Annotated in this window: 38 protein-coding genes; 8 read left to right on the top strand and 30 right to left on the bottom strand. The window is 64.5% G+C overall.

Features of this window, described 5'->3' with window-relative positions; genetic code table 11:
- Nucleotides 1–2 precede the first annotated feature (2 nt).
- Genes KHN93_RS09350 through KHN93_RS09330 form a run of 5 tightly spaced genes read right to left on the bottom strand, consistent with a single transcriptional unit; the run spans nt 3 to nt 5,676 of the window.
- A complete protein-coding gene (locus KHN93_RS09350; protein WP_212579460.1) occupies nt 3–1,412 on the bottom strand; it encodes a S49 family peptidase in 1,410 nt (469 codons plus the stop codon).
- Nucleotides 1,402–2,904: a phage portal protein gene (locus tag KHN93_RS09345; protein WP_212579459.1), complete on the bottom strand. Its 1,503-nt coding sequence runs from the start codon at nt 2,902–2,904 to the stop codon at nt 1,402–1,404. Before KHN93_RS09345 ends, KHN93_RS09350 begins: the two co-directional genes overlap by 11 nt.
- On the bottom strand, nt 2,897–3,112 hold the full coding sequence (locus KHN93_RS09340; RefSeq protein ID WP_102256222.1) for a phage head-tail joining protein: 216 nt from the start codon (nt 3,110–3,112) through the stop codon (nt 2,897–2,899). The genes KHN93_RS09345 and KHN93_RS09340 overlap by 8 nt, the downstream gene beginning before the upstream one ends.
- A 1-nt stretch (nt 3,113) precedes the next feature.
- Nucleotides 3,114–5,201 carry a terminase gpA endonuclease subunit gene (locus KHN93_RS09335; RefSeq protein ID WP_126962530.1) on the bottom strand — a complete coding sequence of 696 codons (2,088 nt, stop codon included), beginning with the start codon at nt 5,199–5,201 and terminating at the stop codon, nt 3,114–3,116.
- Entirely contained in the window at nt 5,176–5,676 is a 501-nt protein-coding gene (locus KHN93_RS09330; protein ID WP_104568561.1) for a DUF1441 family protein, read from the bottom strand. The genes KHN93_RS09335 and KHN93_RS09330 overlap by 26 nt, the downstream gene beginning before the upstream one ends.
- Nucleotides 5,677–5,927: 251 nt before the next feature.
- Here KHN93_RS09330 and KHN93_RS09325 point away from each other — a divergent pair, with 251 nt between their 5' ends.
- A complete protein-coding gene (locus KHN93_RS09325) occupies nt 5,928–6,347 on the top strand; it encodes a hypothetical protein (RefSeq protein ID WP_212579458.1) in 420 nt (139 codons plus the stop codon).
- Nucleotides 6,348–6,484: 137 nt separating this feature from the next.
- Here the strand turns inward: KHN93_RS09325 and KHN93_RS09320 are convergent, their stop codons facing one another.
- From KHN93_RS09320 to KHN93_RS09220, 22 genes are all read right to left on the bottom strand, one after another.
- Nucleotides 6,485–6,973, bottom strand: a complete 489-nt coding sequence (locus tag KHN93_RS09320) for a Gp49 family protein (RefSeq protein WP_212579457.1) — start codon at nt 6,971–6,973, stop codon at nt 6,485–6,487.
- Between the two features lies 1 nt (nt 6,974).
- Entirely contained in the window at nt 6,975–7,109 is a 135-nt protein-coding gene (locus KHN93_RS21670) for a hypothetical protein (protein WP_280518762.1), read from the bottom strand.
- The gene (locus KHN93_RS09315; protein WP_212579456.1) at nt 7,102–7,320 is read right to left on the bottom strand and encodes a hypothetical protein; all 219 of its coding nucleotides are present in this window, start codon (nt 7,318–7,320) and stop codon (nt 7,102–7,104) included. Before KHN93_RS09315 ends, KHN93_RS21670 begins: the two co-directional genes overlap by 8 nt.
- Entirely contained in the window at nt 7,317–7,820 is a 504-nt protein-coding gene (locus KHN93_RS09310) for a hypothetical protein (RefSeq protein ID WP_102256225.1), read from the bottom strand. The genes KHN93_RS09315 and KHN93_RS09310 overlap by 4 nt, the downstream gene beginning before the upstream one ends.
- Nucleotides 7,817–8,473: a glycoside hydrolase family 19 protein gene (locus KHN93_RS09305; RefSeq protein ID WP_212579455.1), complete on the bottom strand. Its 657-nt coding sequence runs from the start codon at nt 8,471–8,473 to the stop codon at nt 7,817–7,819. The genes KHN93_RS09310 and KHN93_RS09305 overlap by 4 nt, the downstream gene beginning before the upstream one ends.
- A gap of 229 nt (nt 8,474–8,702) precedes the next feature.
- Nucleotides 8,703–9,197, bottom strand: coding sequence for an AP2 domain-containing protein (locus KHN93_RS09300; protein ID WP_212579454.1), 495 nt, complete (start codon nt 9,195–9,197; stop codon nt 8,703–8,705).
- Nucleotides 9,198–9,274: 77 nt separating this feature from the next.
- On the bottom strand, nt 9,275–9,679 hold the full coding sequence (locus KHN93_RS09295; RefSeq protein ID WP_212579453.1) for a hypothetical protein: 405 nt from the start codon (nt 9,677–9,679) through the stop codon (nt 9,275–9,277).
- Entirely contained in the window at nt 9,676–9,831 is a 156-nt protein-coding gene (locus KHN93_RS09290) for a hypothetical protein (protein WP_212579452.1), read from the bottom strand. The genes KHN93_RS09295 and KHN93_RS09290 overlap by 4 nt, the downstream gene beginning before the upstream one ends.
- Complete coding sequence (locus KHN93_RS09285) at nt 9,828–10,418, bottom strand: hypothetical protein (protein WP_212579451.1); 591 nt, start codon at nt 10,416–10,418, stop codon at nt 9,828–9,830. The genes KHN93_RS09290 and KHN93_RS09285 overlap by 4 nt, the downstream gene beginning before the upstream one ends.
- The gene (locus KHN93_RS09280) at nt 10,415–10,738 is read right to left on the bottom strand and encodes a nuclease domain-containing protein (protein ID WP_212579450.1); all 324 of its coding nucleotides are present in this window, start codon (nt 10,736–10,738) and stop codon (nt 10,415–10,417) included. The genes KHN93_RS09285 and KHN93_RS09280 overlap by 4 nt, the downstream gene beginning before the upstream one ends.
- A gap of 202 nt (nt 10,739–10,940) precedes the next feature.
- Nucleotides 10,941–11,390, bottom strand: a complete 450-nt coding sequence (locus KHN93_RS09275; protein WP_212579449.1) for a hypothetical protein — start codon at nt 11,388–11,390, stop codon at nt 10,941–10,943.
- A 2-nt stretch (nt 11,391–11,392) separates the two neighbouring features.
- The gene (locus KHN93_RS09270) at nt 11,393–11,572 is read right to left on the bottom strand and encodes a hypothetical protein (protein ID WP_212579448.1); all 180 of its coding nucleotides are present in this window, start codon (nt 11,570–11,572) and stop codon (nt 11,393–11,395) included.
- Entirely contained in the window at nt 11,572–11,769 is a 198-nt protein-coding gene (locus KHN93_RS09265) for a hypothetical protein (protein WP_102256231.1), read from the bottom strand. Before KHN93_RS09265 ends, KHN93_RS09270 begins: the two co-directional genes overlap by 1 nt.
- A complete protein-coding gene (locus tag KHN93_RS09260; RefSeq protein WP_102256232.1) occupies nt 11,766–11,987 on the bottom strand; it encodes a hypothetical protein in 222 nt (73 codons plus the stop codon). Before KHN93_RS09260 ends, KHN93_RS09265 begins: the two co-directional genes overlap by 4 nt.
- A gap of 7 nt (nt 11,988–11,994) precedes the next feature.
- A complete protein-coding gene (locus tag KHN93_RS09255; protein WP_212579447.1) occupies nt 11,995–12,726 on the bottom strand; it encodes a KilA-N domain-containing protein in 732 nt (243 codons plus the stop codon).
- Nucleotides 12,723–13,190, bottom strand: coding sequence for a crossover junction endodeoxyribonuclease RuvC (locus KHN93_RS09250; RefSeq protein ID WP_212579446.1), 468 nt, complete (start codon nt 13,188–13,190; stop codon nt 12,723–12,725). Before KHN93_RS09250 ends, KHN93_RS09255 begins: the two co-directional genes overlap by 4 nt.
- Nucleotides 13,187–13,798 carry a hypothetical protein gene (locus tag KHN93_RS09245; protein WP_212579445.1) on the bottom strand — a complete coding sequence of 204 codons (612 nt, stop codon included), beginning with the start codon at nt 13,796–13,798 and terminating at the stop codon, nt 13,187–13,189. Before KHN93_RS09245 ends, KHN93_RS09250 begins: the two co-directional genes overlap by 4 nt.
- The gene (locus KHN93_RS09240) at nt 13,795–14,430 is read right to left on the bottom strand and encodes a hypothetical protein (RefSeq protein ID WP_244812228.1); all 636 of its coding nucleotides are present in this window, start codon (nt 14,428–14,430) and stop codon (nt 13,795–13,797) included. Before KHN93_RS09240 ends, KHN93_RS09245 begins: the two co-directional genes overlap by 4 nt.
- Before the next feature lie 31 nt (nt 14,431–14,461).
- Nucleotides 14,462–15,364, bottom strand: a complete 903-nt coding sequence (locus KHN93_RS09235) for a helix-turn-helix domain-containing protein (protein ID WP_212579443.1) — start codon at nt 15,362–15,364, stop codon at nt 14,462–14,464.
- A complete protein-coding gene (locus KHN93_RS09230; RefSeq protein WP_212579442.1) occupies nt 15,361–15,570 on the bottom strand; it encodes a hypothetical protein in 210 nt (69 codons plus the stop codon). Before KHN93_RS09230 ends, KHN93_RS09235 begins: the two co-directional genes overlap by 4 nt.
- A gap of 89 nt (nt 15,571–15,659) precedes the next feature.
- Nucleotides 15,660–15,953 (bottom strand): hypothetical protein, encoded by a 294-nt coding sequence (locus KHN93_RS09225; RefSeq protein ID WP_212579441.1) that lies wholly within the window; start codon nt 15,951–15,953, stop codon nt 15,660–15,662.
- Nucleotides 15,953–16,426, bottom strand: a complete 474-nt coding sequence (locus KHN93_RS09220; protein ID WP_212579440.1) for a phage regulatory CII family protein — start codon at nt 16,424–16,426, stop codon at nt 15,953–15,955. The genes KHN93_RS09225 and KHN93_RS09220 overlap by 1 nt, the downstream gene beginning before the upstream one ends.
- 175 nt (nt 16,427–16,601) lie before the next feature.
- On the opposite strand from KHN93_RS09220, the gene KHN93_RS09215 reads away from it, so the two are divergent.
- Nucleotides 16,602–16,898 (top strand): hypothetical protein, encoded by a 297-nt coding sequence (locus KHN93_RS09215; RefSeq protein ID WP_212579439.1) that lies wholly within the window; start codon nt 16,602–16,604, stop codon nt 16,896–16,898.
- 233 nt (nt 16,899–17,131) lie between these two features.
- Here the strand turns inward: KHN93_RS09215 and KHN93_RS09210 are convergent, their stop codons facing one another.
- The gene (locus KHN93_RS09210; protein ID WP_212579438.1) at nt 17,132–17,608 is read right to left on the bottom strand and encodes a transcriptional regulator; all 477 of its coding nucleotides are present in this window, start codon (nt 17,606–17,608) and stop codon (nt 17,132–17,134) included.
- Between the two features lie 126 nt (nt 17,609–17,734).
- Here KHN93_RS09210 and KHN93_RS09205 point away from each other — a divergent pair, with 126 nt between their 5' ends.
- Nucleotides 17,735–18,382: a S24 family peptidase gene (locus KHN93_RS09205; protein ID WP_244812227.1), complete on the top strand. Its 648-nt coding sequence runs from the start codon at nt 17,735–17,737 to the stop codon at nt 18,380–18,382.
- A 78-nt stretch (nt 18,383–18,460) separates the two neighbouring features.
- A complete protein-coding gene (locus tag KHN93_RS09200; RefSeq protein ID WP_212579437.1) occupies nt 18,461–19,402 on the top strand; it encodes an LAPAL motif-containing putative phage structural protein in 942 nt (313 codons plus the stop codon).
- Between the two features lie 89 nt (nt 19,403–19,491).
- Here the strand turns inward: KHN93_RS09200 and KHN93_RS09195 are convergent, their stop codons facing one another.
- The gene (locus tag KHN93_RS09195; protein WP_212579436.1) at nt 19,492–20,142 is read right to left on the bottom strand and encodes a hypothetical protein; all 651 of its coding nucleotides are present in this window, start codon (nt 20,140–20,142) and stop codon (nt 19,492–19,494) included.
- A 101-nt stretch (nt 20,143–20,243) separates the two neighbouring features.
- Between KHN93_RS09195 and KHN93_RS09190 the strand changes: the two genes are divergently transcribed.
- From KHN93_RS09190 to KHN93_RS09175, 4 genes are read left to right on the top strand one after another with little or no spacing between them, the layout of a single operon-like run.
- Nucleotides 20,244–20,729, top strand: coding sequence for a hypothetical protein (locus tag KHN93_RS09190; protein WP_244812226.1), 486 nt, complete (start codon nt 20,244–20,246; stop codon nt 20,727–20,729).
- Nucleotides 20,726–21,028 (top strand): hypothetical protein, encoded by a 303-nt coding sequence (locus tag KHN93_RS09185; protein WP_212579435.1) that lies wholly within the window; start codon nt 20,726–20,728, stop codon nt 21,026–21,028. Before KHN93_RS09190 ends, KHN93_RS09185 begins: the two co-directional genes overlap by 4 nt.
- Nucleotides 21,025–21,393 carry a hypothetical protein gene (locus KHN93_RS09180; protein WP_212579434.1) on the top strand — a complete coding sequence of 123 codons (369 nt, stop codon included), beginning with the start codon at nt 21,025–21,027 and terminating at the stop codon, nt 21,391–21,393. Before KHN93_RS09185 ends, KHN93_RS09180 begins: the two co-directional genes overlap by 4 nt.
- Nucleotides 21,390–21,554, top strand: a complete 165-nt coding sequence (locus KHN93_RS09175; protein WP_170922855.1) for a hypothetical protein — start codon at nt 21,390–21,392, stop codon at nt 21,552–21,554. The genes KHN93_RS09180 and KHN93_RS09175 overlap by 4 nt, the downstream gene beginning before the upstream one ends.
- Nucleotides 21,555–21,568: 14 nt before the next feature.
- Here the strand turns inward: KHN93_RS09175 and KHN93_RS09170 are convergent, their stop codons facing one another.
- On the bottom strand, nt 21,569–21,829 hold the full coding sequence (locus KHN93_RS09170) for a hypothetical protein (RefSeq protein ID WP_212579433.1): 261 nt from the start codon (nt 21,827–21,829) through the stop codon (nt 21,569–21,571).
- Nucleotides 21,830–21,864 lie beyond the last annotated feature (35 nt).

Here is a 21,864-nt window from a genome sequence, read left to right as displayed (position 1 = left end):
CTTCAGTTACCTCGTTTTTGGTAGATGGTTGCGGGATTGAGGGAGGCCTTCACTTCAGCCTCCCGCTTCGCGGCGTCCGACGCCGGAAGAGTGGTAACGATCTGCGCGACGCGCCCTTCCTCGGCCTTCAGAGCCAGGAGCTGGGAGCGCACCGCGCTCAAATCGGTGTTTTTCTCGACGTAGTCCGCCGCCAGGGATTCGCCGCCGCGCATTGCAGCTGCGCAGGCATCACGCACGCTCGTCGCATAGGCCACGGCGTCCTCCGGCGTCTGGCCGGTGATCGGGCCGCGCCGGATAAGCGCCATCTGCAGATCGGCGGGCAGTGTGCTCGCGGCAATCACGCGACTCTCGATTGCAGCCGCACGCTCTGCTGCGGTTTCATCGCTGGCGGCGGCCAAGGCCGCAGGTCGCGGTGCGGCCAGCTCGACTCGGCCCGCAGTAGCCACGGCAGCGGCTGCGTCGTCGGCCTCTTCGTCGTCACCCGGCTGCGGTGGCGCATCAGCGTCCGGAGTACCCAACTCGGCAACCATGTCGTCCCACGTACCCAGACGCGTGGCAAAGCCGGCAGCGACGGCGGAGGTGCCTCGAAAGGTTCCCGCCTCCGTCGCGCGCACAGCCGCTTCGTCCATACCGCGGTTGCGCGCCACGGTGCTGACGAACAAGCCGTAGAGCATGTCGATATCGGCCTGGGCGTCGGCCTGCGCTTCTTCGCTCAGCGGGAAATTTGGGTTGAAGTCGACCTTGCGTGCGCCGCCATAGATGGCAGTGACCTTGAGCCCCATCTGCGCGTTGTTCGCGCTCCAGTCGTAATGGAAACCGACCACGCCAATCGAACCGACGCCACCGGTGCGGCTGACCCAGATCTGGTCGCACGCACTGGCCAGCGCGTAGGCGGCCGAGTACGCATAGTCGTCCACGAGCGCATGGATCGGCTTGACGCCGCGCGATGCGTAGATGTGGTCGGCGAGGTCGAAGCAGCCGGCGGCCATGCCGCCAGGCGAATCCAGGCGCAGGACGATCGCGTCGACCTTGTCGTCTGCAAGGGCCTCGTCGAAGACGTCGCGCAGAGCTGCGTAGCTCACGGGGCCGCCGCCGCTCGGGCCAGGCATCGGACGATTGACCAGACCGCCACTGACGTTGATCACCGCGATGACACGACCAACGCTCTCGGCAGGCGCCGGGCTGGCCTGCACGTTGTCCACGCTGGTGTCGGCCCCCACGACCACACGGTCGCAGCTCAGCAGGGTGTCGTCGCTCGTCACCGCGCCTTCGAGATAGGCGCCGATCAGTGCCTCGCCCATGCCTGCGTGCACCAGCAATGGCCGGTTGAGGGCGGCGGTTGCGAGCGAGGCGACAACCGGGTGCTTGCTGCGGCCGAACAGCCGCGCGAGGAGGCCAGGCTTATTGCTCATCAGGGTTTCCTTCATCGGTGGCACCCTGCGGGGCGCCTGAGTTGCCGTTGTCTTCGCCGTGCGACTGCTCGGCGCCGGATGTGTTTGTGCGGCGTGGGTCGCTATCGAGCACCAGCCCGAGCGCGTCGGCGCGGTCGTTGCTCGCCTTGATTTCGGTATCCACCTGCTCGGGATCCTCGCCTGCACCCAAGATCACCTTGTCGCGAGACTTGAAGCCGGCGCGCACGGCGGCCTTTTCTGCGCCCACGTCCTGGACCGGGTGGCTCCAGGGCCAGCCCTCGGGCACCCATAGCGTTTCCGTGACCTCGTCGCGCTGGTCCGCATAGCCGGGCACGGCAAGCAGGCCGGCCAGCACGGCCTGGTCAAACCATGCGTCACGGACGCGCTGGCAGAACATCGGGATCATGTAGAGCCATTGGTCCGACTCGATCACCCGGCGGAATTCGTTGAGGATCAGCCTCAACGCGCGGTCGGAGACGTTCCGCAGATCACCGGTGAGCACCTCGTAAGGAATGTCGTGCCCGGCGGCGATCGCCATCAGGTGCCCGCGCAGGAACTCGGCGTAATCGGTGCCGGCGCCGGGAGGCGTCGAGAACTGGACCTCGTAGCCCGGTGGCAGCTCCTGCATCGTCGCCGGCTCCAGGCCAGCGAGCGGCGTGCCATCGGCATCCAAGCCCGTCTGCATGTCATCCGTCATGGGCGTGGCGCCGCCAGGCTCACCCTCTTGTGCCTCGGGAACCTTGTAGAACCCTGCGAACAAGTTGGCGATGGCCTGACGCTCGAGGACAGCGTCATCGAGCCGGTCGAGATTGAACATGCGCAGCAGCACCGCCGCCGATGCGGGCACGCCGCGCAGCGCGCCGGCCCGGTTCGGACGGTAGAGGTGGATCACTTGCTCTGCCGGCACACGCACAAGCTCGTGGCCGTTCGGCACCATCGCCTGGTCGCCCGGGTGCTCGCGATACATCCAGTACGCCACGCGGCGTCCGATCGCATCGAACTCGATGCCTTCGCGGATCACATTGCCGTTGCTGGCCACTGAGTAGTACCCGCGCGGGCACTGCTCGGATTCCACCAGCTGCACCTGCACTGGCACCGGTAGCCCATCTGTCGGACGACGGAAGCGGATCCGTGCGAACACCTCGCCGGCTTCCTTCCACTCCCGCCACGCCAGTGCCTGCTGTCCGTAGAAGTCCAGCACGCCGTCGGCATCGCTGTACTTGATCCACCGCTTCCACAGCTTGGACGTCGCAGCCTTGAACGCCTTGGTACCCCACAGCGGCTTTGCCTGGATGCCCGTGGCAATGCCATTCGACACGCTCTTGTTGAGCGCGCTGACAGCCCACGGGTCATTGCGTGCAAGGTGCCGCGCGCGCGCCAGCACCGTAGGCAAGTTGACCAGGGCAGCATTCGGCCCCTGCACCACCGGCGGCAGTAGGCGCAAACGCCTGCCCATTCCACCTGCGCGGTAGCTTCCTTCGAACTCAGCCATTACCCGTACCGGATTGGAACAGGCGCATGGTGCGACGTCGGGGCCGCACACCAAGGCTTGCGCCGAGCTCGCCGCGCATCTGGGTCAGCAGGCTGCGCATCTCCTTCAGGCTGTGATAGGTCACCTGCCGATCGCCATAGCGCACGGTCAGCGTGCCGCTCGCGATCGCCGATTCCAGCGAGGTGATTTGTTCTTGCGTGAATGCCATCTCAGCGTCCCAAGTATTTGCTGCGTACAACCCGACGACGCGGAGCGCGCGGGCGCGGGGTTTCCGCCACCTCACCCACGACCACTTCCGGATTTCGATCCCACTCTGCTGCCCACGCCGGTGGAGCGTCCCAGCGAATTGCAGGGACCTTCAGCCACTGCGCGAGCGCCTCTGCGTATACCGCCAGGTCGAATGCTTCGTTGCGTCGCTTCGCCAGGTTCTCCCAGCCCTTGGCGGTGCGCGTTTCCGCGACCAGCTCTTCGAAGTAGCTCGTCGGCAGCCAGTCCGGGAAGTGATAGAAGCCGGGGCCCGGCTGCTCGCGCTTCACGTTGGCCGCGACGGTGTCTTTGAGCCTGTCGACGTTAAGCAGCAGCTGCGGCACGTCGCCGGCTGAGCCGGACTTACGATCTTTGCGCTTGCTGCTGTCCGGATAGGTCTCGCGGAACAGCGCGCCGTTACGATTCGGATCGCCCTTCACCAGGCGGACGCGCCAATGCAGGCCGCGCAGCTTGAGCGAACGCCAGAACTCCAGCGCGCGCACCGATGTTCCCGACTTGCCACCCCAGTCGATACCCACCGCACGGATCGGCATGCTTCTGCCGGTGTCGTCCTGCAGCTGATACCGGCGCTGGATGACCTTGTCGACCAGGCGTTCCCAGTCTTCCAGGTACTTCGCTGGCTCTAAGCCGAGGAAGCCGCCGGCGCCATCCTCGCGCTGCGACGTGCGCAGTGCGAACCAATCGACCACCCAGCGCTCCAAGCCGCCACCTTCGCCCGGCCCCCATCCAGTGACTTTCACCACAAAGCGGTTGGCCTGGATGTCGACGGTGGCGAGCAGGAACCTGACACCTTGCGGCACCACTCCAGCGGGCCACGTCTCTGCGCGGTCCTCCATATCGCTCGGGTTCGATGTCGAACGCGCCGCCATCGGGAGATAGTTGATCGCGCCATCGACGTTGTGCGTCGACTTCAGCGGCTTCTCCTCACCTGTCGTGGCAAAGGTGCGCAGCGCCTGCAGGTATCGCTCCATCAGCGATTCCCAGGACTGATACACCGCAGCCACGCCACCGAGCCAGTAACTCGCGATGCGCGTGTCGATCGACTCGCCTTCAATCGAGCCATCTGGGTGAATTTCCTGCCCCTCTCCCACCCATCGGCCAGCTTCGTTCATGCCGGCTTTCCAACGGTGCGACAGCCCGTCACCGCAGTGCGGGCAATGCAGGAGCGAGTACTGCCGGGCCATCTTCTGCAGATCATCGACCTGCACGCGCTCCAGCAACTCCTCAAGCGGCGGCAGTGCGAAGCCGTCGTATCCGGGCGCCGCCTGGAAGCGCTCGCCGCAGCTCGGGCATGGCCAGTACCACCGCCGGCGATCGCCGCGCATGTAAAGCGCGGCGATGCCGGCGGCTGGCGGGGCGTGGTGCGGGTGTGTCGCCCTCCACGCGCCGTCTGTGTAATCGGCCGCGGGACTCGACTCTGCTACGCAAATTCCCGCCGACATGAAGGTCTGCGTGCGCTTGAGCGCCAGGCCGAAAGCCTCGTCGATCGACAAGTCACCGGTGTAGTTGTCCACGTCCGTCATCAGGACGTCGTGGATGTCCTTGCCGGAAAGGATCGACACCGATGGCCAACCGAAGCGCAGCGACATTCCCGACCGAAAGAACTTCAGCAGGATGTTGTCGTCGTGCGACCGCGGGCTGAGCCTCTTGCGGAGATCGGGGCTTGCGGCGATGCCCCGCGATATACGGGTCTTGCTGTAATCCTCCGCCGCGTCCTTCGACATCTGCACGATCATCGTGTCGGCCGGATTGCACGTGATCGTGTACGCCAGCCGGCCATCAATGAGGGCGATCGTCTTGCCGGAACGCGCCGGCCCCACGAACACCACAGCTTCGTAAAGCCGACTCGCAGTCAGGTCCAACGGCTCGACCATGTACGGCGCAACGCGCGGATCCCAGGGGCCGGCGGCGCCGCTCGCGTTCGCGATGTGGAGCGACTTTGCCCCATCGCTTACGCGCACCCGGCGCGGCGGCCGGATCATCTCGGCTACACCGAGCCTGACCTCACGCGCGGTCGCGTACTGGCTCATCGCTGATTGCCTCATACATCGACTGTCGGACGCGGTCGCATTCCTCCTGGGCCTTGATGACCTGCTCCGGACTCAGCGATAGCTTTCGCTCCAGCACGTCCGGCAACGTGTCGAAGAACTGGACAACTTTTTTCACCAGCTCGGCGTAATCGGCTTCCACCTCCGCCGCCGGCACCAGCAAGCCGGTGGTTGTCTCGACCTTGAGCCGTTCGTTTTCGGACTGGTAATAGGCGCGCCGCTCCATAGGAGGCAGGTCGCGTGGATCGAGAATTTGCTCTGATCCGCTGGCGCCATTCGGGCTTACCAGTGCGGGCGCAGCATCGGCGAGCCGATAGATGTCGTTGGTGCCGCGCTTGCCAGACGGCGGTACGCCGGCTTCCCGGAGCCGCTTTGCAGCGGTGCGCCGGTCCATCCCGAACTCGTCCGCCAGCCTGGCAATCGACCAACCTGGCGAGAAGTCCCGGATGTCAGCCATGTCTTACCTGATGTACAGCGCGCCCTGCCCTGAATTGCGGGTTTTCCCCGGGGATTTCTTCACTTTTGGCCTACCTGTGGTGGAGCATCCCTAGGGGCCGAAATACTGTCGCGCACCGGGGTCCGAATTCCCCGCGGTAGGACCGCCGACGCGCCAGGGTCCCCGGCCAACCTGAACGGGTCAGCTTTTCGTTCATATTCAGCTTCGCCGTTCAGGTTAACGTCTCCGTTCATGTTCCACGATCGTGGAACATGAACATTGATGGATCTGTTCAGGTCCGCGCCGCTTTGCGCACCGAGAACTGCATCCGCGCTCTGTCCACCCCTGTGCCCAGCGGTGAGAAACGTCCGGTCGGCCAGCACTACGGCTTGGCAGGCACGGAGCTGGTCGTCGGCGTCACGCCCGATTCGAACAATTCGGCCCGCAAACTCTTCTCGGCGCTGGGTTCCCGCATCACGTTCGCGGGTGCCGGCTGCGGCTTCGGTGAGGCGCTGGGTTTCACAGCTGGCCCAACCGTCCCGCAGCTTGAGAGCACCGATGCGCAGGTCAGCCACAACAGCATCAGGGACGGCCTGGGCCGCCTGCCGGTCGTTTTCATGCTTGGCTCCAATGTCGGCCAGCACCTCGGCCTGTTTGTGTTCGGTGGCGCGCGCGGCCTGCTCAACTTGTAAGGCCTGCTTACCAGTTGCGGCCTCGCCTGTGGCCACTGCCGCCTCGGCCCGATCACCGCGCCAGGCCCAGCCGGCACCGAACATGGCGCCCGACCACACCAGCGCGGCGATGATGGCAATCGCTATGCGGTTCATGGTCACCGCGCCAGCCGCTCGTCGCACGATCGCTTCGTGCCGGGGGCAACTTCTCCGCAGCGGGTGCAGTACGTAATCCCGCTGCTGGCGTTCAACTGCATGTCATGGCTGGACTTGTTGCGCGCGGCCACGTCCTGCTCGGACAGCTTGTCGCGCAGCCGGAAGCCCAGCAGCGGCCACACCTGATCGAACGCGTTCTGCCGCGCCAGCTTGCGGCCGATATCGGCGTCGAAGTTGGCGGCAACCACCGGGCCTCCATTCACGCCCACGATGCGATGCCCGTTGGTCAGCACCAGGACGCAGATCGTCACCAGCCCCAGCTCCTCGCACGGGGCCGGCTGCGGATCGAAGCCTGGATGCGCACCCCACACGCCTTGCTGCGCGTTGAAAAAGTGCTCGCTGGCGATTGATGCCTCGATGTCCGCCAGCAGCACACGCGGCGCGGTCAGGCCCTTGTCCTGGATTTCCTGCTCGATGCTCTTGTCGTCCATCTCAAGCCCTCGTATTGGTGTTGGTGTAGGTGATCCAGATCCAGGCCAGCGCGGCCAGCAGCACGCCGCACAGCGCGGTGATCAGCCAGCCAGGCGGATCGCGTGGCGGCAATCCACGGTCCCAGCGGTCAGCCACCTGCTTTCCTCGCGCTGTTGGAACCGAAGTAGTAGCCGCCGACGATGCCGGTCAGGTTGACCAAGCCGCCGACCAGCAGCAGCACGATGTCCTTGTTGCCGGCCGGTATCGAGATTCCCAGCATCGCCGCGAGGATGATCAGATTCGTGGCGATAACGAGCACTGCAAGACCGCCGCGCGCCTGCGCCAGCGTGTAGCGCGCGAAGGTCATGTCGGCAGGCTCGCGGCGCCCATGGCCAACCGCATTACCAGCCGCGACACCGCGCGCTTGTCGCGCTCGGTTGCATCGCTGAAAAGCTCCCAGCGAAATTCCTGGATAACCGAACCGAACTCCAGCCAGTCGCCGCGCCGCGCCGCGGCCCACAGGTCCGTCGCGTCGCGCACCAGCTCGGCGCCGATAATGTCGGCGATCGCGATGATGTACGGCAGCGATCGGCGCATCTCGGGGTGCACCGCCAGCAGTTCGAAGAAGCGGCCGCGCAGTGTCTCTTGCGCTTCCATGACGTCCTCGGTCAGCTCCAGCGTGGCCACCCGTTCGCTCTGTTCGCGTGTCTCGATGGCACGGCCGTAGCCAAGCCGCAGGACGTTCCGCGCATCGCGGCGCGGGCGCGACGTGCGCCCCCAGCACTCCTGCAGCAGCACCACTGCCTCGTCGAGCGATTGACGCTCCGCAGCCAACAGGGTGGCGTCGTCGAGGTCCGGCACCATCATGCTCCGAGCGCCTTCAGCGCCTTGGCGTATCGCGCACGTCGATCGGCGGCGCCGTTCTGCCCACCGTTGACGCGCTCGGTGATGTCGTCGAACCGGCCAGCGTCGGCCAGCGTATTGAGATTGCGCGTATCCCAGAAGGCCGCGGCAGCCAGTGCGCCCCACTTGGGCTGCTCCAGCGCCTCCGGCTGCTTCTCGAAGTCCGGCACGTCCCGCACGCCCTTGGCGCGCAGCGTGTCGCGCATGCCGGCGTAATTGGCGCGGCCCGTGTTCTGGATCGGGCCGCGGCCGCGGTATCGATAGCCGTCGCCGCTCGCTTCGTCTCCATTGCCCAGGCGGTTCGCATACGCCGCATTGCCCAAGCCCACCGAGTTGCGCGCCAGTTCCTTTGCCCTTGGCAGCAACGACCGCCAGCGGCTGTTTTCCTTCGCGCGCTTGCAAGCCTTGATCAGGTTTTCGAGGCTGTAGTTCAGACCTTCAACCACGGCGCTGAGACCGGTCGACTCGTGGCCGACCTGCGCCAGGAACGCGGCCACGCGGCGCGGCGTGCTGATGCCATACAGGCGGCACGCCTCGCTGATCGGCTCGATCCAGCGCTCCGCAGTCTGGTCGGAGCAACCCACCGCCTGCTTCAGTTGTTGGGCGGTCAGCTGCATTCAATGCTCCATAAACGCGAAAGCCCCACCAGATGGCGGGGCTTGAGAATTTGCAGGCGGCCGTTCCCAGCCCTTCATCGGCCGGCATCTGCCAACCCAACCTGCGTGATTGTTGAGCCGGCACAGTTGATGCGTCGCTGAGGCGCCGCCGTCACGGAGCGCCCCTTCTATGCGACTCCAGCGGGGAGCCTCACGGCTGGCCGGTTGCTTGGATCTGCATCAACTGTGACTACCGACTCGAAAGACTTGCTCTAGCTATGAAATACGAGAAATCGCCGTGACTTTTGATAGAAGCCTTCTTGTACGCCTCAGCGGCCGCTTTAGCGGTGCCGAAGGTCCCAAGCCGCTTTCTTTCCCCTCTAATGGTTATCTCAGCCAGCCAGCGCACGCCCCCGCCTGAGCGATGCAGAGCAGTCACGCCCTTGTACCCGGATTCGGAATCAGCGCGCGGCCGGCGGTTCCAACTGTTTTCAGCGTGGTCGCACACTCGAAGATTACGTCGCGTGTTGTTGAGCCCGACCCCATTCCGATGGTCAACGAGCTGATGAGCCTTCGGAGAAGCCAGCAACCGGTGCATCAGAACCAGGTTTTCCCCGCTGCCGGATACGGCATAGACCTTGTCCTTGTCACGCATTTTCCGCCAGTCACGACTAGACACGCGAGACACATCTTCTTCGTCGACCAGAGCAAACCCGCCATTGGTGAGTTTGATCAGTTCGGGCATAAAAAAACCGGCTTGCGCCGGCATCTTCGGAGATGTTTTTACTGGAGGCGTTCTTCTCACCAATGCGCTCAATTTACTTATTTACCCCTGGGTGTCAAGCATATTTTTCGTCCGTCCATCCCGACCTCACGCCAGCACTGCCCGCCGGCTCCGTCGGGCCAGTCCGCATGCGCGCCGGCAGCCTCCATCGCGCTGCGCATTGCGCCCTTGTCGGCCTCCTGATCCGTGCGCATGTGCAGCCACGATCCGTGCTGCCAGTACTCGCCGAGAGCTGACGCCATGCCAGCAACAGCCGCGTGCGCCGCACGTTCGCTGCAGGTGGGCATGGTCCAGACCTTTGCGATGCGCGCCGGGCATGCTTCCTGCACCTGCTTCAGCGTGGCCGCCAGGTCCACAGCCCGACCGAGGCGGAACGCGCTCTTCCCGTCCGCCAGCGGCACCGCCGCCAGGTACACCCACCACCGCTTCAGCGCGCGCTTCATGCGCCTTTCCCGAGATAGCGCTGCAGACGCCAGTAGCAGGCAAATGCGAACAGACCGGCGGCGACCTGATGCTTTCCAGCAACAAACACCACCACGCCCGCGCCGTATGCCGAGTACTCGATGCCAGCCTGGATTCGATCAGCCATCTTCATGCTGAGTACTCCGGCTTGGCGGCGAGCATGGCGGCGTCAATGGCGGAATCAAGGCCGTGCTTCGGGCCGCTGGCCAGGTTTATGTAATGCGGCTCATCACCTATGTGCACATCACGAAGCCACCGATACCGTCCCGTAGCGCGGCGCAATTCATCAATCGCCGGTATGCACTGGGTCGTCAGGTCGCTGCCAGCAGGCAGGCCGAGCGCATAGCCGAACCTCTGCAAGGTGGCGTGGTAGACGCGCTCCTCATCGTTTCGGCGCAACGCATCCATGAGCATTGGCCGCATTTCGGTTTCCCATACGTGCTTAGGTGAGCCTTCGTCGGTGCCGGGAATTCGAACCCGCGCGCCGATGCCGAGCATTTCGGCCACCTCGTAGAAAGCGTCGATGTATCCGGCCTGCTGCTGGGACAGCGCGGCGATGATGGCGCGGAGCGCGGTAGGTACGAAAAGCAATTTGCCGTCGCCGCCATCGCGGATGCTGGCTGCTACCTCTCTTGCTCCTTCGATTTCAGGCATTAATTCAGCGTCTAGATCAACCTCAGCTGCCAAAAACTCCCGCGCCCGCTTCTCGATCTCGTTCATGCTGCCCCCTTGATGTCTAGGAATCCGTGTTGGTGCCACCAGCGCAGCGTGCGAGCCATGCCGCGCAAGGCGTAGAACAGCCAGTCTTCGCTGCCCCGCTTGAGACCATGCGTGGTGCCGTTTGAGTCAAATGCGCGATGGCATGCGCCGCAGCCGAACGTGGCGCACACATCGTCGGGCTTCTGCGCGCCACCGACCTCGCCAGCGATGCGAATGTGGCAGAGCATGCAGCCCTGCCCGTCGCACACCCCTGCGATGTTGAGCATGCAGTGCGCCTCGTGGTGGCCGGCGCTCTTGCGTAGTGCGTTCGAGATGATCATCGCCCCTCCTGATAAGCCAGCATCTTCTCGGCCGCGCTGCCGGTGCATGGGTTACGGTGGTCGTTCGCGTGCGGGCAGCGTTTGTTGCCGCACTCGGAGCACACCACCATGCGTGCGTCACACAGGGTGACCGGCCAGCAGGTCGCGCACCCGCACGGCGGCACTGGCTGCCCTTTCGTGTCTCTGACGAATTCACCCCAGCTCATGCGACCACCTGCAGCAGCGGGCGGAGCGCGTTCGGGCGCAGGCGCCGGCCGACCAGCTCGAACCCGGCCGCGCGCAGGGTCAGGTAGGCGCCCTGGCGCAGCGGAGCGTGCCCGGCGTTGGCGATCAGGTTGTTCGCCGTCTCCATGCGCTCGAAATTCTTGCGGCCGCGCCCGCAGTAGTAGCCCCGCAGCACGCAGGCCATGACCACATCCTGCCGGGCGATGCCGCCGATCACGTCCTCCACGCGCTGGGCGCGGGCGTCCACCTCCAGCGGCTTGAACCCGACGTTAGGCGGCGGCATCTCGCCGCGGTGCTCGATCAGCACCTGCAGCATGTTCTTGCTGGCCAGGCCCAGGTAGTCGAAGTCCCGGTGCAGCGCGAACTCGGAGCCCCACCATTCCAGGTCGGAGCGCGTCGCCTCGGTGAAGCTGTCGAACTCGGCCATGGTCAGGCCCTCCCCTGCACCGGCTCCGCGCTGCCGTCCCGGCCCAGGCACCACACTTGGCCGTCGACGTGCACGTTTGCCCACCGGGCGCCCTGCAGCAGCAACCAGTGCGTCGCGTCGTCCAGCGACTCGAACTCGTGGCGCGCGGCGCGCGGGTCGGCTGTGTTGGTGTTCGTATCCATCAATTCCCCCTCTTCTCTGCTGCTGCCGCGATGCGTTCGAACTTGCGGGCCTGGTATTCGTTGGCCTGGATCGCCGCGCTTTTGCTTCTGCGCTCACGCTCGCCAATGGCCGGCTTGCTGTGGATGCCGTCGAGCCGCGCACGGATCTGGCTGGCTTGGCTGCGCGCCCAGGCCGAGCGTTTGGCCGGCGCAGTCATGCCCGGCCGTTCCCACCGCGGCCGAACGCGGTGCGCAGGCGCTGCGTCCAGACGTACAGCGGCCAGCACCAGCTCGCGCGAAAGCGCGCGTTCTCGCTGCTGACCTCGATCAGCTTCTGCAGGTTGCTGCCCAAGTTGGCGCGCAGCACGTCCTTGGTCGGCTGCTTCATGCGGCGCGGCTGCGGCGCGGGCTGGTTGGAAATCAGGTCTTCGCTCATCGGGGCCTCAGTGGTGCGTAACGGTGGAAAGCGCGGACGGCGCGCTCAGCGCCTTGGCCAGGTTGGTGAGGCCCTTCGCGGTGACACGCACCTGCGTGCGGACCAGCTCGCTGCCGTCCGGCTTGGTGCCAACGAAAACCTTGTGCCAGAGCAACCCATTACGCAGCGGGCCGGCGTAGGCGAAGAAAGTGGCGGAGAAAGGGTGGCGATAGATCCACAGCTTCAGCTGCAACATTTCCAGGAACTTGCGCTCAGGAACTTGCAAGGCCTTGGCGGCCTCGCGCAGCGTCAGCGTGCCCTCAGCAGTGGCGATGCGGTCCAGGGCCGCAGCCTTGGGTTCCAGCTCTTCAACGCGGCCGGCGTAGCTGGCAAGCAGCCCACGCAGAGCGGCCGGGTCCGACAGCAGTACCAATGGGTCAGAGCTCGGCGCCGTTACCATCTGGTCGTAGGCCCGGATCACCTGCAGGTGAAATGCCGGGCTGATCCACATTGCGTACGCGTAGACGAGCTCCTTAGCGACGAAGGTGCCTTGCACCGTTCCGCCAGCCGTGCTCAATACGCTCCTCACATCTGAGGAGCGGTCGATCTCGTGGGCAAGAGCCTGGGATTGGTCCATTCGCAGCCAGTTGGCCGGCTGGTGCCGCTTCTGCCCGCCGGCAGCGCGGTGCAGGTCGTTGAGGCAGTAGCGCCCTTCCGCATCCCGGCGAATTTCGGTGTTTGCAATGGTCAGTTGGCTCATGACTGGCTCCCATACCGCGCGATCAGCGCTGCATCTGCGAAGGCTTGGCCGGCCGCCTTCTCGCCCAGATCAACCCAGCGCGGCCACAGCTGGATGGCGCGGCTGCGCGCGGCGTCCTTCTCCGATCCGATCAACCCGGCGCGCTTCTTCCATGCCTGCGGGGTGACCAGCGTCACCGGCAGCATCAGGGCCGCTGTCACGCCCTCCACAACCCCGGCCGCGTGCCCGAAGGTGTAGACGCTCGACACACCCTGCTTAGGCATCGCATGCACCTGTTCAATGAAGACGTGGCCGGTGTCGAAGTCCTGAAGGAAGCGGGCCACTGCTGCGGCGTCTACCCGCGTTGACTGGCCGACCTTGAGGGTGGGCATTCGGATCCACTCGACCGGAAGAGGCTGCGCGGCGCTTTGCAGCACGACCAATGCGCCCGAGCAGCCCGGATCGATACCAATGACGTAGCTCATGCGTTACTCCGATCGGGGATGTACTGCTCGACACCAGGCAGACGGGTTACCTGCCCGCCGGCGCGGATCCAGTCGTCGACGGTCTGCACCGGCGGCCGAGCGGCAACTGGCCGACCGAGCACGGAAGCGCGGATCGGGATGACCGTGTAGCCCTTCGGCGATCGCACCGGCTTCGTCTTGGCCGCGAGCCGGGCCTGCTGCTTGGCCTCTCTTGCCGCTTGGCGAACGGCCAGCCGCTCCGCCTTCTCCTGCGCCAGCCTTTCCGCGCGCGCCGCCTTCTGCAGCGCCTCGTCCTGGCGCCGCTCCGCCATCGTGCGCCCGCCGTTATCGAGGTGCCGCTGGCGCATGTAGGCGCGGTGCTTCTCGACCCGGGACAGGCTCTCGCCCTCGTGCGGCGGCGGATCGCACACGAATGCGTATGCCGGGCGCGGCCCGTTGCCGACGCGCTTGAGGTAACCGGCGTCGGCGTTGTCTTTGATGGCGCTGTAGTACGGCCGGCGATTTTCGGCACCCTGGGCGATGCTCATGCAGTCCAAGATCACGCGCGGCGAATGCGCGCCCGGGTTGGCCTTGAGCCATTCGCGAACGCGGGCGGGATAGGCCTTCATGCGGCCCCCTTCAGCAGCGGCTTGCTGTCGAGCAGGTCGGCAAGCTCTTCCAGGCGCTCGCGCATCTTGGGCGATGCAGAACCGGAGACCTGCACGGTGCCGCTCAACAGAGCCACCGGATTGAATGCAGGCTCCGGGCCCTCGATCTTGAGATGGCTCTGCACCGCCTCGTGGGTGAGCTGCCCGCGCGCGACTGCCTGCCGCAGCGCCGCGTCACGCCCGGCCACGTCGAAACCGATCGACGCGTCGTACGCTGCAGGCTGGTGTGCAGCGCGCGCCTCTTTCACCAGCCGCGCATACGCTTCGAGGAACGCCTGGCGTGCGGCGATCTTGTCACCCATGTTCATCAGCGACTGCGCCACCGCCCAAGCGGCCTGCATCTGCCCTGTCCACACCACCGTGTTGCGCTCATCGGCCGCGAGGATGGCTGTCGCCCATGCTTCGTTCGGCGTCGGATGGCCGTCGTCGATGCGCTCGATGATGGCCGCCAGCGACAGCCGCCCCTTCAACTCGCGGCGGCATTGAGCCAGCGCGGTATCCAGAGCACCCATCGGGTAGACCGACAGGTCATCGGCCATCAGAGCTGCAGCCATCGGGCGGATTTCGTCGCCGATCACCTCGGCCGTGGCCACGAGCAGATCGATCAGCTTGTCCTGCTGCTGGTTACTGAGCATTGGTGCTCCTCCGAGCGTTGAGCAGCGCTTTCGCTTCGGCAGCGGCGCTGAAGTTGGATTCGGTGCGATCGGTCTGCTGCGCCCGGGTCTGCGTCATCGTTCGGCCGGTGGCCCACTGCGTGCGGTACGCCTCGGCCTTGGCCAGCAACAGCCCGAGGTCGTGCAGGCCCTGCACCACGTAGCGCTCGTTGACGGTCAGGAACCACTCGGCCACCAGCGGGGCTTCGGTGTGCCCGAGGCGCTGGACCAGCTGCTTGACGTTGGCGTTGACCTTGGCGTTCCGCACCGGGGTGACGTGGTGGCGGTGCCGATACGCAGCGGCGTACGCAGCCCACGTGCATCGGCATGCCGCCTGCAGCTCCGTCTCGGCATCGGCATCGGCTGCCGGCGGCGCCGCATGGCCCGCCGGAGATGACGGTTCATCTGACGGTTCAATGAGGGTTATATGACGGTTAGGCGGCGCCCCGTGCAGGTCCAGACCTGCGCCCGGTGCCGGACCCCCTGCAGCGGGCGCACCCTGAGGTGCAGCGGGCGCACCCCCTGCATGGGGCGCATCCCCTGCGCCCGGTGCAGTACCCGAAATTGCTGCCTTTCCGACCTTGCGCTTGCCCTTTGCCGGCGACTTCGATTCGTCGTACTTGGCAGGCGTGACCGTGTAATTCGAGCTGCTGTTGAACCGGCGCTCCCGCGCCAGGATGCCCACGGCTTCCAGGTGATCCATGGCGCTGCGCACGGCGCGCTCGGACAAACAGCACCGGCGTGCAATCGTGCCGACGGCCGGCCAGCACACGCCGTCGTCATTGGCCTGGTCGGCCATGGAGATGAGCACCGCTTTTTGCGGACCGCTCAGGCCCTGCAGCGGCCAGCACTGCGACATGATGATGGTGCTCATAGGCTGATCACCACGCCGCCGAGCGCGTGGCCCACGCGATGGTCGGCCAGCTGACGATCCTGCTCGCGCAGCGATTCGCCGCGCACGCGGCCCAGTGCCTCGTCGATCATGGACGAGGCCACCGCGTCACTCACATGCGCTGCAGCTGCAATCTCGGCCGCGTTGCAGCCTTGCTTCAACAGATCCCACACCTGACGTCGCGACATGTTTCGAACTGGCTCTTGATGACCGAGCAGATGGTGCACAAGAGGTCCACGAGCGCGCAGGGCCCTTTTCTGTGGATAAGCTGTGGATTTCATTGATCGCCGCCTTGCGCTGCTGCCTGCGCCGCTTCCTTCTCCGCTTCCTCGGCGACCGCTTCCCAATGGGCGACTCGCTTGTCGAGATCCTTGATGCGTGCGGTGAGCAGAGCGCGCAGGGACGGGTTCGTGGTTGCCCGGCGTGTGAAACCCGCGGTTTCCCTCATGAGCTGCGTGGAGTCGGCCATTGAGCGGGCACGCGCTGCCTTGTCCAGCGAAGGACCTTTCAGGCCGTCCGGTGTCGCCTGCAGCGACTTCAGCACCAACGGATGCTTCGATCCCCAGGACATCAGCGCGCTCCCGCTTCGGCGGCGGCACGTCCCAGCGCGGCCAGCCGCACAAGGGCCGCCTGCCCTTTCAGACACAGCTGTTCGAAATTGGCTGCCTCGTTACTGCTGACCATCAGATCAGCGAGCATTTCCGACAACTCAACTGCGATAGCACCTTTCACCGCGCTTACGGACAAGAACCCATCCATCAGGCTGCCTGATGTCTCTGGATCGATCTTCTGCAGCACGTACCCATGCTCGCCCGCCAGGGCATGCAGCATCCGGTGATCACCCGTAACGGACAGAATCTGGTCGGCCTCAGCCCATGTCAGATGGTGCGCTGAGCTATTGATGTTGACCTTGTTTCGGAGCATCGCACCGGACATCTGGTGCGGTTCGCCTTGCCGATTTCGTGTGAGCAGACTCGGAGCAAGTGCCTCAGCACCGCCGGGATACAGCTTCACCGTGTGGAGTGCTGCAACGTGAATGTTCATCAGGGTCTGTCCTAAACGTTTTCTTGAGTGACGGCGGCCGGCAACATCACGGCCATGGAGAACAACTGCTCTGGAACAGCACCGGCCTCAGCCGGAACGCATCAAAATGGCGTCGCCCTCAGCGCGGTACGCTGGTGCCCCCACGGCTCCAACGACTGCCCGCAAGGAGGGCGACATGGACGAAAAAGAACGGATTGCGCAGCTGGAAACCGAGCTAGCGCGGCTGCAGACGGAATTTGCGATCACGCTGGGGAGAGCGAACGGGTTGCACCTGGTCGTCCTGACCATGGCGCGCCACTGGGGCAAGCCAGCGGCGGCGATCACTGGACACCTCGACGAAGCCATCGAAGCAGGCGAGGCAACAGCGCTCCACTACCCTTTGCGGGAGGAGACACTGGCGGAACAGTTACGCATCGCGAAGCAGGTGTCGCAGACATTGAAAGCGGCAGCGGGAGATACATCAGCCCGTTGACCCTGCAGTCGCTGTCTACGGACACGGTCGGAATGCCGGGATATGCATCGCGTGATGCTTCTTCAGATGCTGAAGCGGTGTCGTATTCGCCTTCGCTGAAGATCCACCTCATCCGGTGGCCCTCAAGGTATGTGTGCGGCCATGCCAGCAAGCCAAGCACTTTCATCACCGGCCAGTTCAACGACAGGCGGACTCGGAGGGGCACGGCTTTGCGAATAGGCAGCGCGCGCATCTCAGGCCACCTCCACGGGGACGATTCGCTCTGCGTCCAGATCGGACGGAGCCTTTGGTTCCTCGGTCGGCTGCGTGGCCACCAGCGCCAGGACGGTGGGCAGCGCGGGCAGCGGCGCGTCCTCGCCCCAGGCCTCGACCCGGTCGCGCGGAAGCTTCAGCAGCACTGCCAGGCCGGCGTCGTTCGAAAGGCCGAGCTTTGCGCGCAGCGCGCGCTTGGTGATGCCAGCGCTGACCTGCTCCACGCTGTCGCCTTGCTCAGAAAAAGCTGGAAATGGACTGGGGCCAAAGATGTCGGGCCGCAGTTCGTGCTTGCTGATGCCCGTTACCGACTCGATCGATCGGACGCGCTCCACTGGAATGCGGCCACGCGACTTCCACTCGCTGATAGATGCCGAGCGAATGCCCAACTGGTTCGCCAAGTTCTGTTGCGATCCGGCGACGACGATTGCTTTCTGCAAGGGGGTTTGGCTGTCCATGCGAGCCATATTAGGTCGGACCTAATAAACAAGCAACAGGGCAAACCTAATATTTCTGAAGGCATCATTTAGGCTATGCCTAAGAGACCCCCCGACAAGGACGCGCCTGAGTTTGGTCGTCGCCTAGTGGAGCTGCTTTCGAGCCACAACGTGCCCAGGCGCGGCGCCGGCGCTTACCTGCAGCGTCAGTACAAGGTGTCGAACGTGACAGCCAATGACTGGCTGAATGGCAAGTTTCGCCCAGAGATCGACACGGCGCGGCGGATCGCGGCAGACCATGGAGTGAGCTTCGACCAGTTGTACTTCGGAGCCAGCAGCCAACCGGACGTTGAAGACCCATACGCCGAGGTCACCGGATGGTCGCAGGCAGTGGGCCTGGGCGCTGGCGCTGAGGCGACGGAGTACGCCGAGACCCACAGCCTCAAGTTCAAGAAGACCAGCCTGCGCCGCCGCGGCATACTGGGCCGCGACCTGGCCGTGTACTACGGCCGGGGCGACAGCATGGAGCCGACCATCCAGGACGGCGACGCCATCCTGTTCGACACGTCGGACACCCGGCCGGTCGACGGCAGCCTGTACGTCATCCAGGTCGACGGCATGGCCAACCCCGAGTACTACGTGAAACGCGCCCTCGTGCTCGAGGCCGGCGTGTACTTCCAGAGCGACAACCCCGCCGGCGACCACCAGTGGCGCAAGCCAAAGCCCATGGTCTCGAAGAAGCACCCGATCACCATCATCGGCCGTGTGCACTGGGTTGGCGGTTGGCGAGACTGACGAGATTTGCTACCTCCTGAATGGCGATGCCAAAATCAGCGGTTCAGGAGCCAAGCTTTTAAGGGAACAGGGGATAACATGGACGGCATGACGCAGTTCCGTATCACATATGATGGCTCCGCATTGGCTACCCACGAGATGGATGCCAGAGAGCTGGCACCTGCGCTGCTTGCAATGGCCGATCTCTTGGACGCCAGCGTTAGAGCACTCCACGGCGACAAGGCCAAGGCTCAGATCAACGTCAAGGGCTCTTTCAAGACGGGCAGCTTTAACATCGATTTCAATACGGCGGTCAGCTACCTGACTGCCATCAAGGACATCTTTGCCGGCGACGGTATGACCGCCGCGGCGAATGCCGCTGCAGTTCTGGGAATCCTGGGATTTGCTGCCAGAAAAAGTGGGAAGGGATTGGGCTATGTTCTGAAATGGCTCCGAGGTCGACGCATCACCCATGTCCGTTTAGATGATAACGGAACCGCCACCATCCAGGTCGATGAAGATTCGCTTCAAATCGAGCAGCAGGTATTGACATTACTGCGAGACTTATCCGTCCGCGAGGCTTTCGATAGGGTACTTGCTCCGCTGGATCAACCTGGAGTTGATTTATTTGCAGCAGGGAATGATGAAGAATTTTCTCTCGTAGTAACGGAGAAAGAGCGAGTGTTCTTTGCACCCCCAGCAGGGGTTGATGAGCTGCTGTTGGAAGAGCGCCGCAAGATGGCGTTCTCAATAGTTGCCCTGACTTTTAAAGAAGACAACAAGTGGCGCTTGTCAGATGGTAATTCGACCATCAATGCAAAAATATCTGACTCTGACTTCATTGCCGGCGTGAACTCTAACGAGATTGCGTTCTCCAAGGGAGATGTTTTGATTTGCGACGTACTTGTGACGCAATGGCAAACAGAGGCTGGCGCCAAAACAGACTACGAAGTAATTCAGGTGATAGAGCATAAGCGCGCCGCCAGACAAATTTCTTTGCCCGGGATAGACCCACCAAGAGGCGGCACTGCCAAGCCCTGACCCACCCCGCTTCGGCGGGGTTTTTGCTTTGTGGGGCCTGGTGCTGGCGGCCACAGAACCGGCTCGATCGTAGAATCCGCCGGATCGGCTCACCGGCTGAGCTTCTGCTCGAGCTCGAAGTCCTGCAGTGCTTTGCGGTACTGGGCTGCGGCAGGTCCCACTGCGACAAGCTGCGCCTCACGTGGCGAGTTGGCCGCAAGCATTGAATCGAGATAGGCGGCCCACGATGTGTAGGCCTGCTTGGCAGCCGCTTTAACCGGCTCAGGCATATTCGACCTGGTGATGATCTTCAGCTGATCGAGAGCTTGGCTGTCGTACTTGGCACGCTCCTCGTGCATCTGGCGAAGTGCAGTCGCGATCCCCTCCCCGTCGCGGTACCCGGCGGACGTGAAAGCCAGCTTTTGCTTCATCTCGCAAGCCAATAGCCCCGAACTGAAGGCCATCGACATGTGCAGCGGAGCTAGCTGGGTAGCGTTTTGCGCAGCCCGCGCTTCTGCTTTCTTTGCAGCTGCCTGTTCCTGCTTTGCAGGCGAGATACCGAATTTCCCCCGCTGTATCTCTTGCGCACCCACTGCTGCGACAGAGGCCAGACCTCCCAAGACAGCAGCAATCGCCAGCACTTGTCGGCTTCTCATTCCCGCTCCTTCGATTGCACGCTCGACAACGGCACGAGGCCGCTTCCCTACAGCTAACGCGATAGTAACAAACCGCCACTGCTCAGCACGCATGAACGACTTCATAAATTATTAGGCTCGACCTATTGACGCTATATTAGGTTTAACCTAATTTAGCTCCGTCGCCCCAGTAACACGGCATTCCGCCGCGGGGCACGGAGACTCAGATGCGCGCCGTCACCGCTCGCCTCACCTGCCTGGCCCTCGCCGCCGCACTGGCCGCAGGCTGCGCCGTCACCGGCCAGCCCGCCGCAGAGCCCACCACCGCCACCGGTGAGGGCATCCCCGAACAGCTGTCGATCACCTCGCTGCGCTTCTGCGCCGCGCTGGCCGTCTACGAGCTGGCCACCGTCGACGACTGGAGCCTGCGCGCCGGCATCGCGCGCGCCGCCCTCAACGGCTTCGCCACCGCCGGCCGCGTGCCGGACTGCGCCGAGGGTGTCGCCGCCGTCCTGACTCGCGACGAGTTCAGCGCCCGCCGCTGGCAAAACGCGCTCGACGCCGTGGACGCGGTCGGCTCCGGCGACTACCCCCTCCCCGACTCCTGCGCCCGCGCCAACGCGGTGATGCCGGCCGATGCCGCCGCCTTCCCAGCAACCGCGCACGCGCAGTGCGTCATGCATGGCCTGGCCTTCGTCGAGGTGCAGCCGTGAGCGCGCCTGTCAATGTGTTGGCAGCTATCGACGGATGCCTGGCCGGAACGCGTGAGGCTCTTCCCAGCATTCCCAAGAAGCATCGGGAGGAGTGCACGATGTTCATAGCCGAAATGGAACAGGCGCGCGCGGCCGTGGCCAACCTGTTCGAGAAGGGCCGCCAGCTCTCCGCCGACCTTGAGCACGCCATCGCGATCGCCAACGTCGGCAGCCCCGACACCGTGCACGTCCGCCACCCAATCCGCGTGGCACTCGACCAGTTCGATGAGGCGCTGCGCGCCGCCGGCGGTGCCGCATGAGCCGCCAGTCCTACCGCCACACGGTGAAGGGCTTCCACTACGACGTGGACCTGCGCTGGGACGCCAACAGCAACAGCTGGCTGCTGCAGTCGCTCGTGCGCGGCGTGCCGTCCGTGTCGATCGTCATCGGCCGCAGCCACGGCATCGACTTCGTCGCGCCCGAGCCTGACGTCGCCAAGGGCCACTACCTCTACGTGCGCGGCGCCTTCATCGACCTGCCGGAAGAAAGCTGGCGCGAGCTCAAGTGCTGGTACGAAGCGATCGCCGATGCCGTCGCGCCGGCGCCGCCCGTCGAAGACCTGCCCCGCAACCTGCCACCCATCGCGCCGCCGCTGGCGCCCTACGTACAGCGCGCGCACGCATGAGCACCAATCAGACACCCGAACAGCGCGCGGCCCTGGCCCGCGCCAAGAAACCCGGCGCGCACCCGTGGCGCATCTGGCAAGGCACCGCGAGCCAGGAGCGCGCCGTCGCGCGCCGCGCCGAAACCATCGTCCCCTACACCACGAGGCTGATCACGAAATGAATGGAGTTCGCCAATCACCAAGGACTGATCAGCCGTCCCTCTTCGGTCAAATCAATGTTCTGCAGAAAATCCCGAGCAGCCTCAAGCGCATCCGCCTCGCTTTGAAATGGGTCGTGGATATTGCGAAACACCAGCTTGTCGCTTTCCTCCCCATCCGCGCCAATCACGACCAGCTTGGCGTCGAATCTGCCGGGCGGATCGACACAGAGCTCCGTGGTGGCTTTTACGGTAAAGCCGCGAATATTTCGCGTGGTTCCAGCCTCGTATGCATTCATGGATCCGCTCCAGCGTGGCCGTTCTCGGCTCCCGG

It is taken from the genome of Xanthomonas arboricola pv. juglandis (genome assembly GCF_905367715.1).
Lineage (GTDB): Bacteria > Pseudomonadota > Gammaproteobacteria > Xanthomonadales > Xanthomonadaceae > Xanthomonas > Xanthomonas arboricola.
Note: the sequence above shows the minus strand (reverse complement) of the source record. Positions and strands in the feature narration are given on the sequence as shown.

What these genes read in the sequence shown, in the direction of transcription:
- KHN93_RS09350 (WP_212579460.1), bottom strand. Translation starts at nt 1,412, where the DNA reads ATGAGCAATAAGCCTGGCCTCCTCGCGCGGCTGTTCGGCCGCAGCAAG.
- KHN93_RS09345 (WP_212579459.1), bottom strand. Translation starts at nt 2,904, where the DNA reads ATGGCTGAGTTCGAAGGAAGCTACCGCGCAGGTGGAATGGGCAGGCGT.
- KHN93_RS09340 (WP_102256222.1), bottom strand. Translation starts at nt 3,112, where the DNA reads ATGGCATTCACGCAAGAACAAATCACCTCGCTGGAATCGGCGATCGCG.
- KHN93_RS09335 (WP_126962530.1), bottom strand. Translation starts at nt 5,201, where the DNA reads ATGAGCCAGTACGCGACCGCGCGTGAGGTCAGGCTCGGTGTAGCCGAG.
- KHN93_RS09330 (WP_104568561.1), bottom strand. Translation starts at nt 5,676, where the DNA reads ATGGCTGACATCCGGGACTTCTCGCCAGGTTGGTCGATTGCCAGGCTG.
- KHN93_RS09325 (WP_212579458.1), top strand. Translation starts at nt 5,928, where the DNA reads ATGAACATTGATGGATCTGTTCAGGTCCGCGCCGCTTTGCGCACCGAG.
- KHN93_RS09320 (WP_212579457.1), bottom strand. Translation starts at nt 6,973, where the DNA reads ATGGACGACAAGAGCATCGAGCAGGAAATCCAGGACAAGGGCCTGACC.
- KHN93_RS09315 (WP_212579456.1), bottom strand. Translation starts at nt 7,320, where the DNA reads ATGACCTTCGCGCGCTACACGCTGGCGCAGGCGCGCGGCGGTCTTGCA.
- KHN93_RS09310 (WP_102256225.1), bottom strand. Translation starts at nt 7,820, where the DNA reads ATGATGGTGCCGGACCTCGACGACGCCACCCTGTTGGCTGCGGAGCGT.
- KHN93_RS09305 (WP_212579455.1), bottom strand. Translation starts at nt 8,473, where the DNA reads ATGCAGCTGACCGCCCAACAACTGAAGCAGGCGGTGGGTTGCTCCGAC.
- KHN93_RS09300 (WP_212579454.1), bottom strand. Translation starts at nt 9,197, where the DNA reads ATGCCCGAACTGATCAAACTCACCAATGGCGGGTTTGCTCTGGTCGAC.
- KHN93_RS09295 (WP_212579453.1), bottom strand. Translation starts at nt 9,679, where the DNA reads ATGAAGCGCGCGCTGAAGCGGTGGTGGGTGTACCTGGCGGCGGTGCCG.
- KHN93_RS09290 (WP_212579452.1), bottom strand. Translation starts at nt 9,831, where the DNA reads ATGAAGATGGCTGATCGAATCCAGGCTGGCATCGAGTACTCGGCATAC.
- KHN93_RS09285 (WP_212579451.1), bottom strand. Translation starts at nt 10,418, where the DNA reads ATGAACGAGATCGAGAAGCGGGCGCGGGAGTTTTTGGCAGCTGAGGTT.
- KHN93_RS09280 (WP_212579450.1), bottom strand. Translation starts at nt 10,738, where the DNA reads ATGATCATCTCGAACGCACTACGCAAGAGCGCCGGCCACCACGAGGCG.
- KHN93_RS09275 (WP_212579449.1), bottom strand. Translation starts at nt 11,390, where the DNA reads ATGGCCGAGTTCGACAGCTTCACCGAGGCGACGCGCTCCGACCTGGAA.
- KHN93_RS09270 (WP_212579448.1), bottom strand. Translation starts at nt 11,572, where the DNA reads ATGGATACGAACACCAACACAGCCGACCCGCGCGCCGCGCGCCACGAG.
- KHN93_RS09265 (WP_102256231.1), bottom strand. Translation starts at nt 11,769, where the DNA reads ATGACTGCGCCGGCCAAACGCTCGGCCTGGGCGCGCAGCCAAGCCAGC.
- KHN93_RS09260 (WP_102256232.1), bottom strand. Translation starts at nt 11,987, where the DNA reads ATGAGCGAAGACCTGATTTCCAACCAGCCCGCGCCGCAGCCGCGCCGC.
- KHN93_RS09255 (WP_212579447.1), bottom strand. Translation starts at nt 12,726, where the DNA reads ATGAGCCAACTGACCATTGCAAACACCGAAATTCGCCGGGATGCGGAA.
- KHN93_RS09250 (WP_212579446.1), bottom strand. Translation starts at nt 13,190, where the DNA reads ATGAGCTACGTCATTGGTATCGATCCGGGCTGCTCGGGCGCATTGGTC.
- KHN93_RS09245 (WP_212579445.1), bottom strand. Translation starts at nt 13,798, where the DNA reads ATGAAGGCCTATCCCGCCCGCGTTCGCGAATGGCTCAAGGCCAACCCG.
- KHN93_RS09235 (WP_212579443.1), bottom strand. Translation starts at nt 15,364, where the DNA reads ATGAGCACCATCATCATGTCGCAGTGCTGGCCGCTGCAGGGCCTGAGC.
- KHN93_RS09230 (WP_212579442.1), bottom strand. Translation starts at nt 15,570, where the DNA reads ATGTCGCGACGTCAGGTGTGGGATCTGTTGAAGCAAGGCTGCAACGCG.
- KHN93_RS09225 (WP_212579441.1), bottom strand. Translation starts at nt 15,953, where the DNA reads ATGTCCTGGGGATCGAAGCATCCGTTGGTGCTGAAGTCGCTGCAGGCG.
- KHN93_RS09220 (WP_212579440.1), bottom strand. Translation starts at nt 16,426, where the DNA reads ATGAACATTCACGTTGCAGCACTCCACACGGTGAAGCTGTATCCCGGC.
- KHN93_RS09215 (WP_212579439.1), top strand. Translation starts at nt 16,602, where the DNA reads ATGGACGAAAAAGAACGGATTGCGCAGCTGGAAACCGAGCTAGCGCGG.
- KHN93_RS09210 (WP_212579438.1), bottom strand. Translation starts at nt 17,608, where the DNA reads ATGGACAGCCAAACCCCCTTGCAGAAAGCAATCGTCGTCGCCGGATCG.
- KHN93_RS09200 (WP_212579437.1), top strand. Translation starts at nt 18,461, where the DNA reads ATGGACGGCATGACGCAGTTCCGTATCACATATGATGGCTCCGCATTG.
- KHN93_RS09195 (WP_212579436.1), bottom strand. Translation starts at nt 20,142, where the DNA reads ATGAAGTCGTTCATGCGTGCTGAGCAGTGGCGGTTTGTTACTATCGCG.
- KHN93_RS09190 (WP_244812226.1), top strand. Translation starts at nt 20,244, where the DNA reads ATGCGCGCCGTCACCGCTCGCCTCACCTGCCTGGCCCTCGCCGCCGCA.
- KHN93_RS09180 (WP_212579434.1), top strand. Translation starts at nt 21,025, where the DNA reads ATGAGCCGCCAGTCCTACCGCCACACGGTGAAGGGCTTCCACTACGAC.
- KHN93_RS09175 (WP_170922855.1), top strand. Translation starts at nt 21,390, where the DNA reads ATGAGCACCAATCAGACACCCGAACAGCGCGCGGCCCTGGCCCGCGCC.
- KHN93_RS09170 (WP_212579433.1), bottom strand. Translation starts at nt 21,829, where the DNA reads ATGAATGCATACGAGGCTGGAACCACGCGAAATATTCGCGGCTTTACC.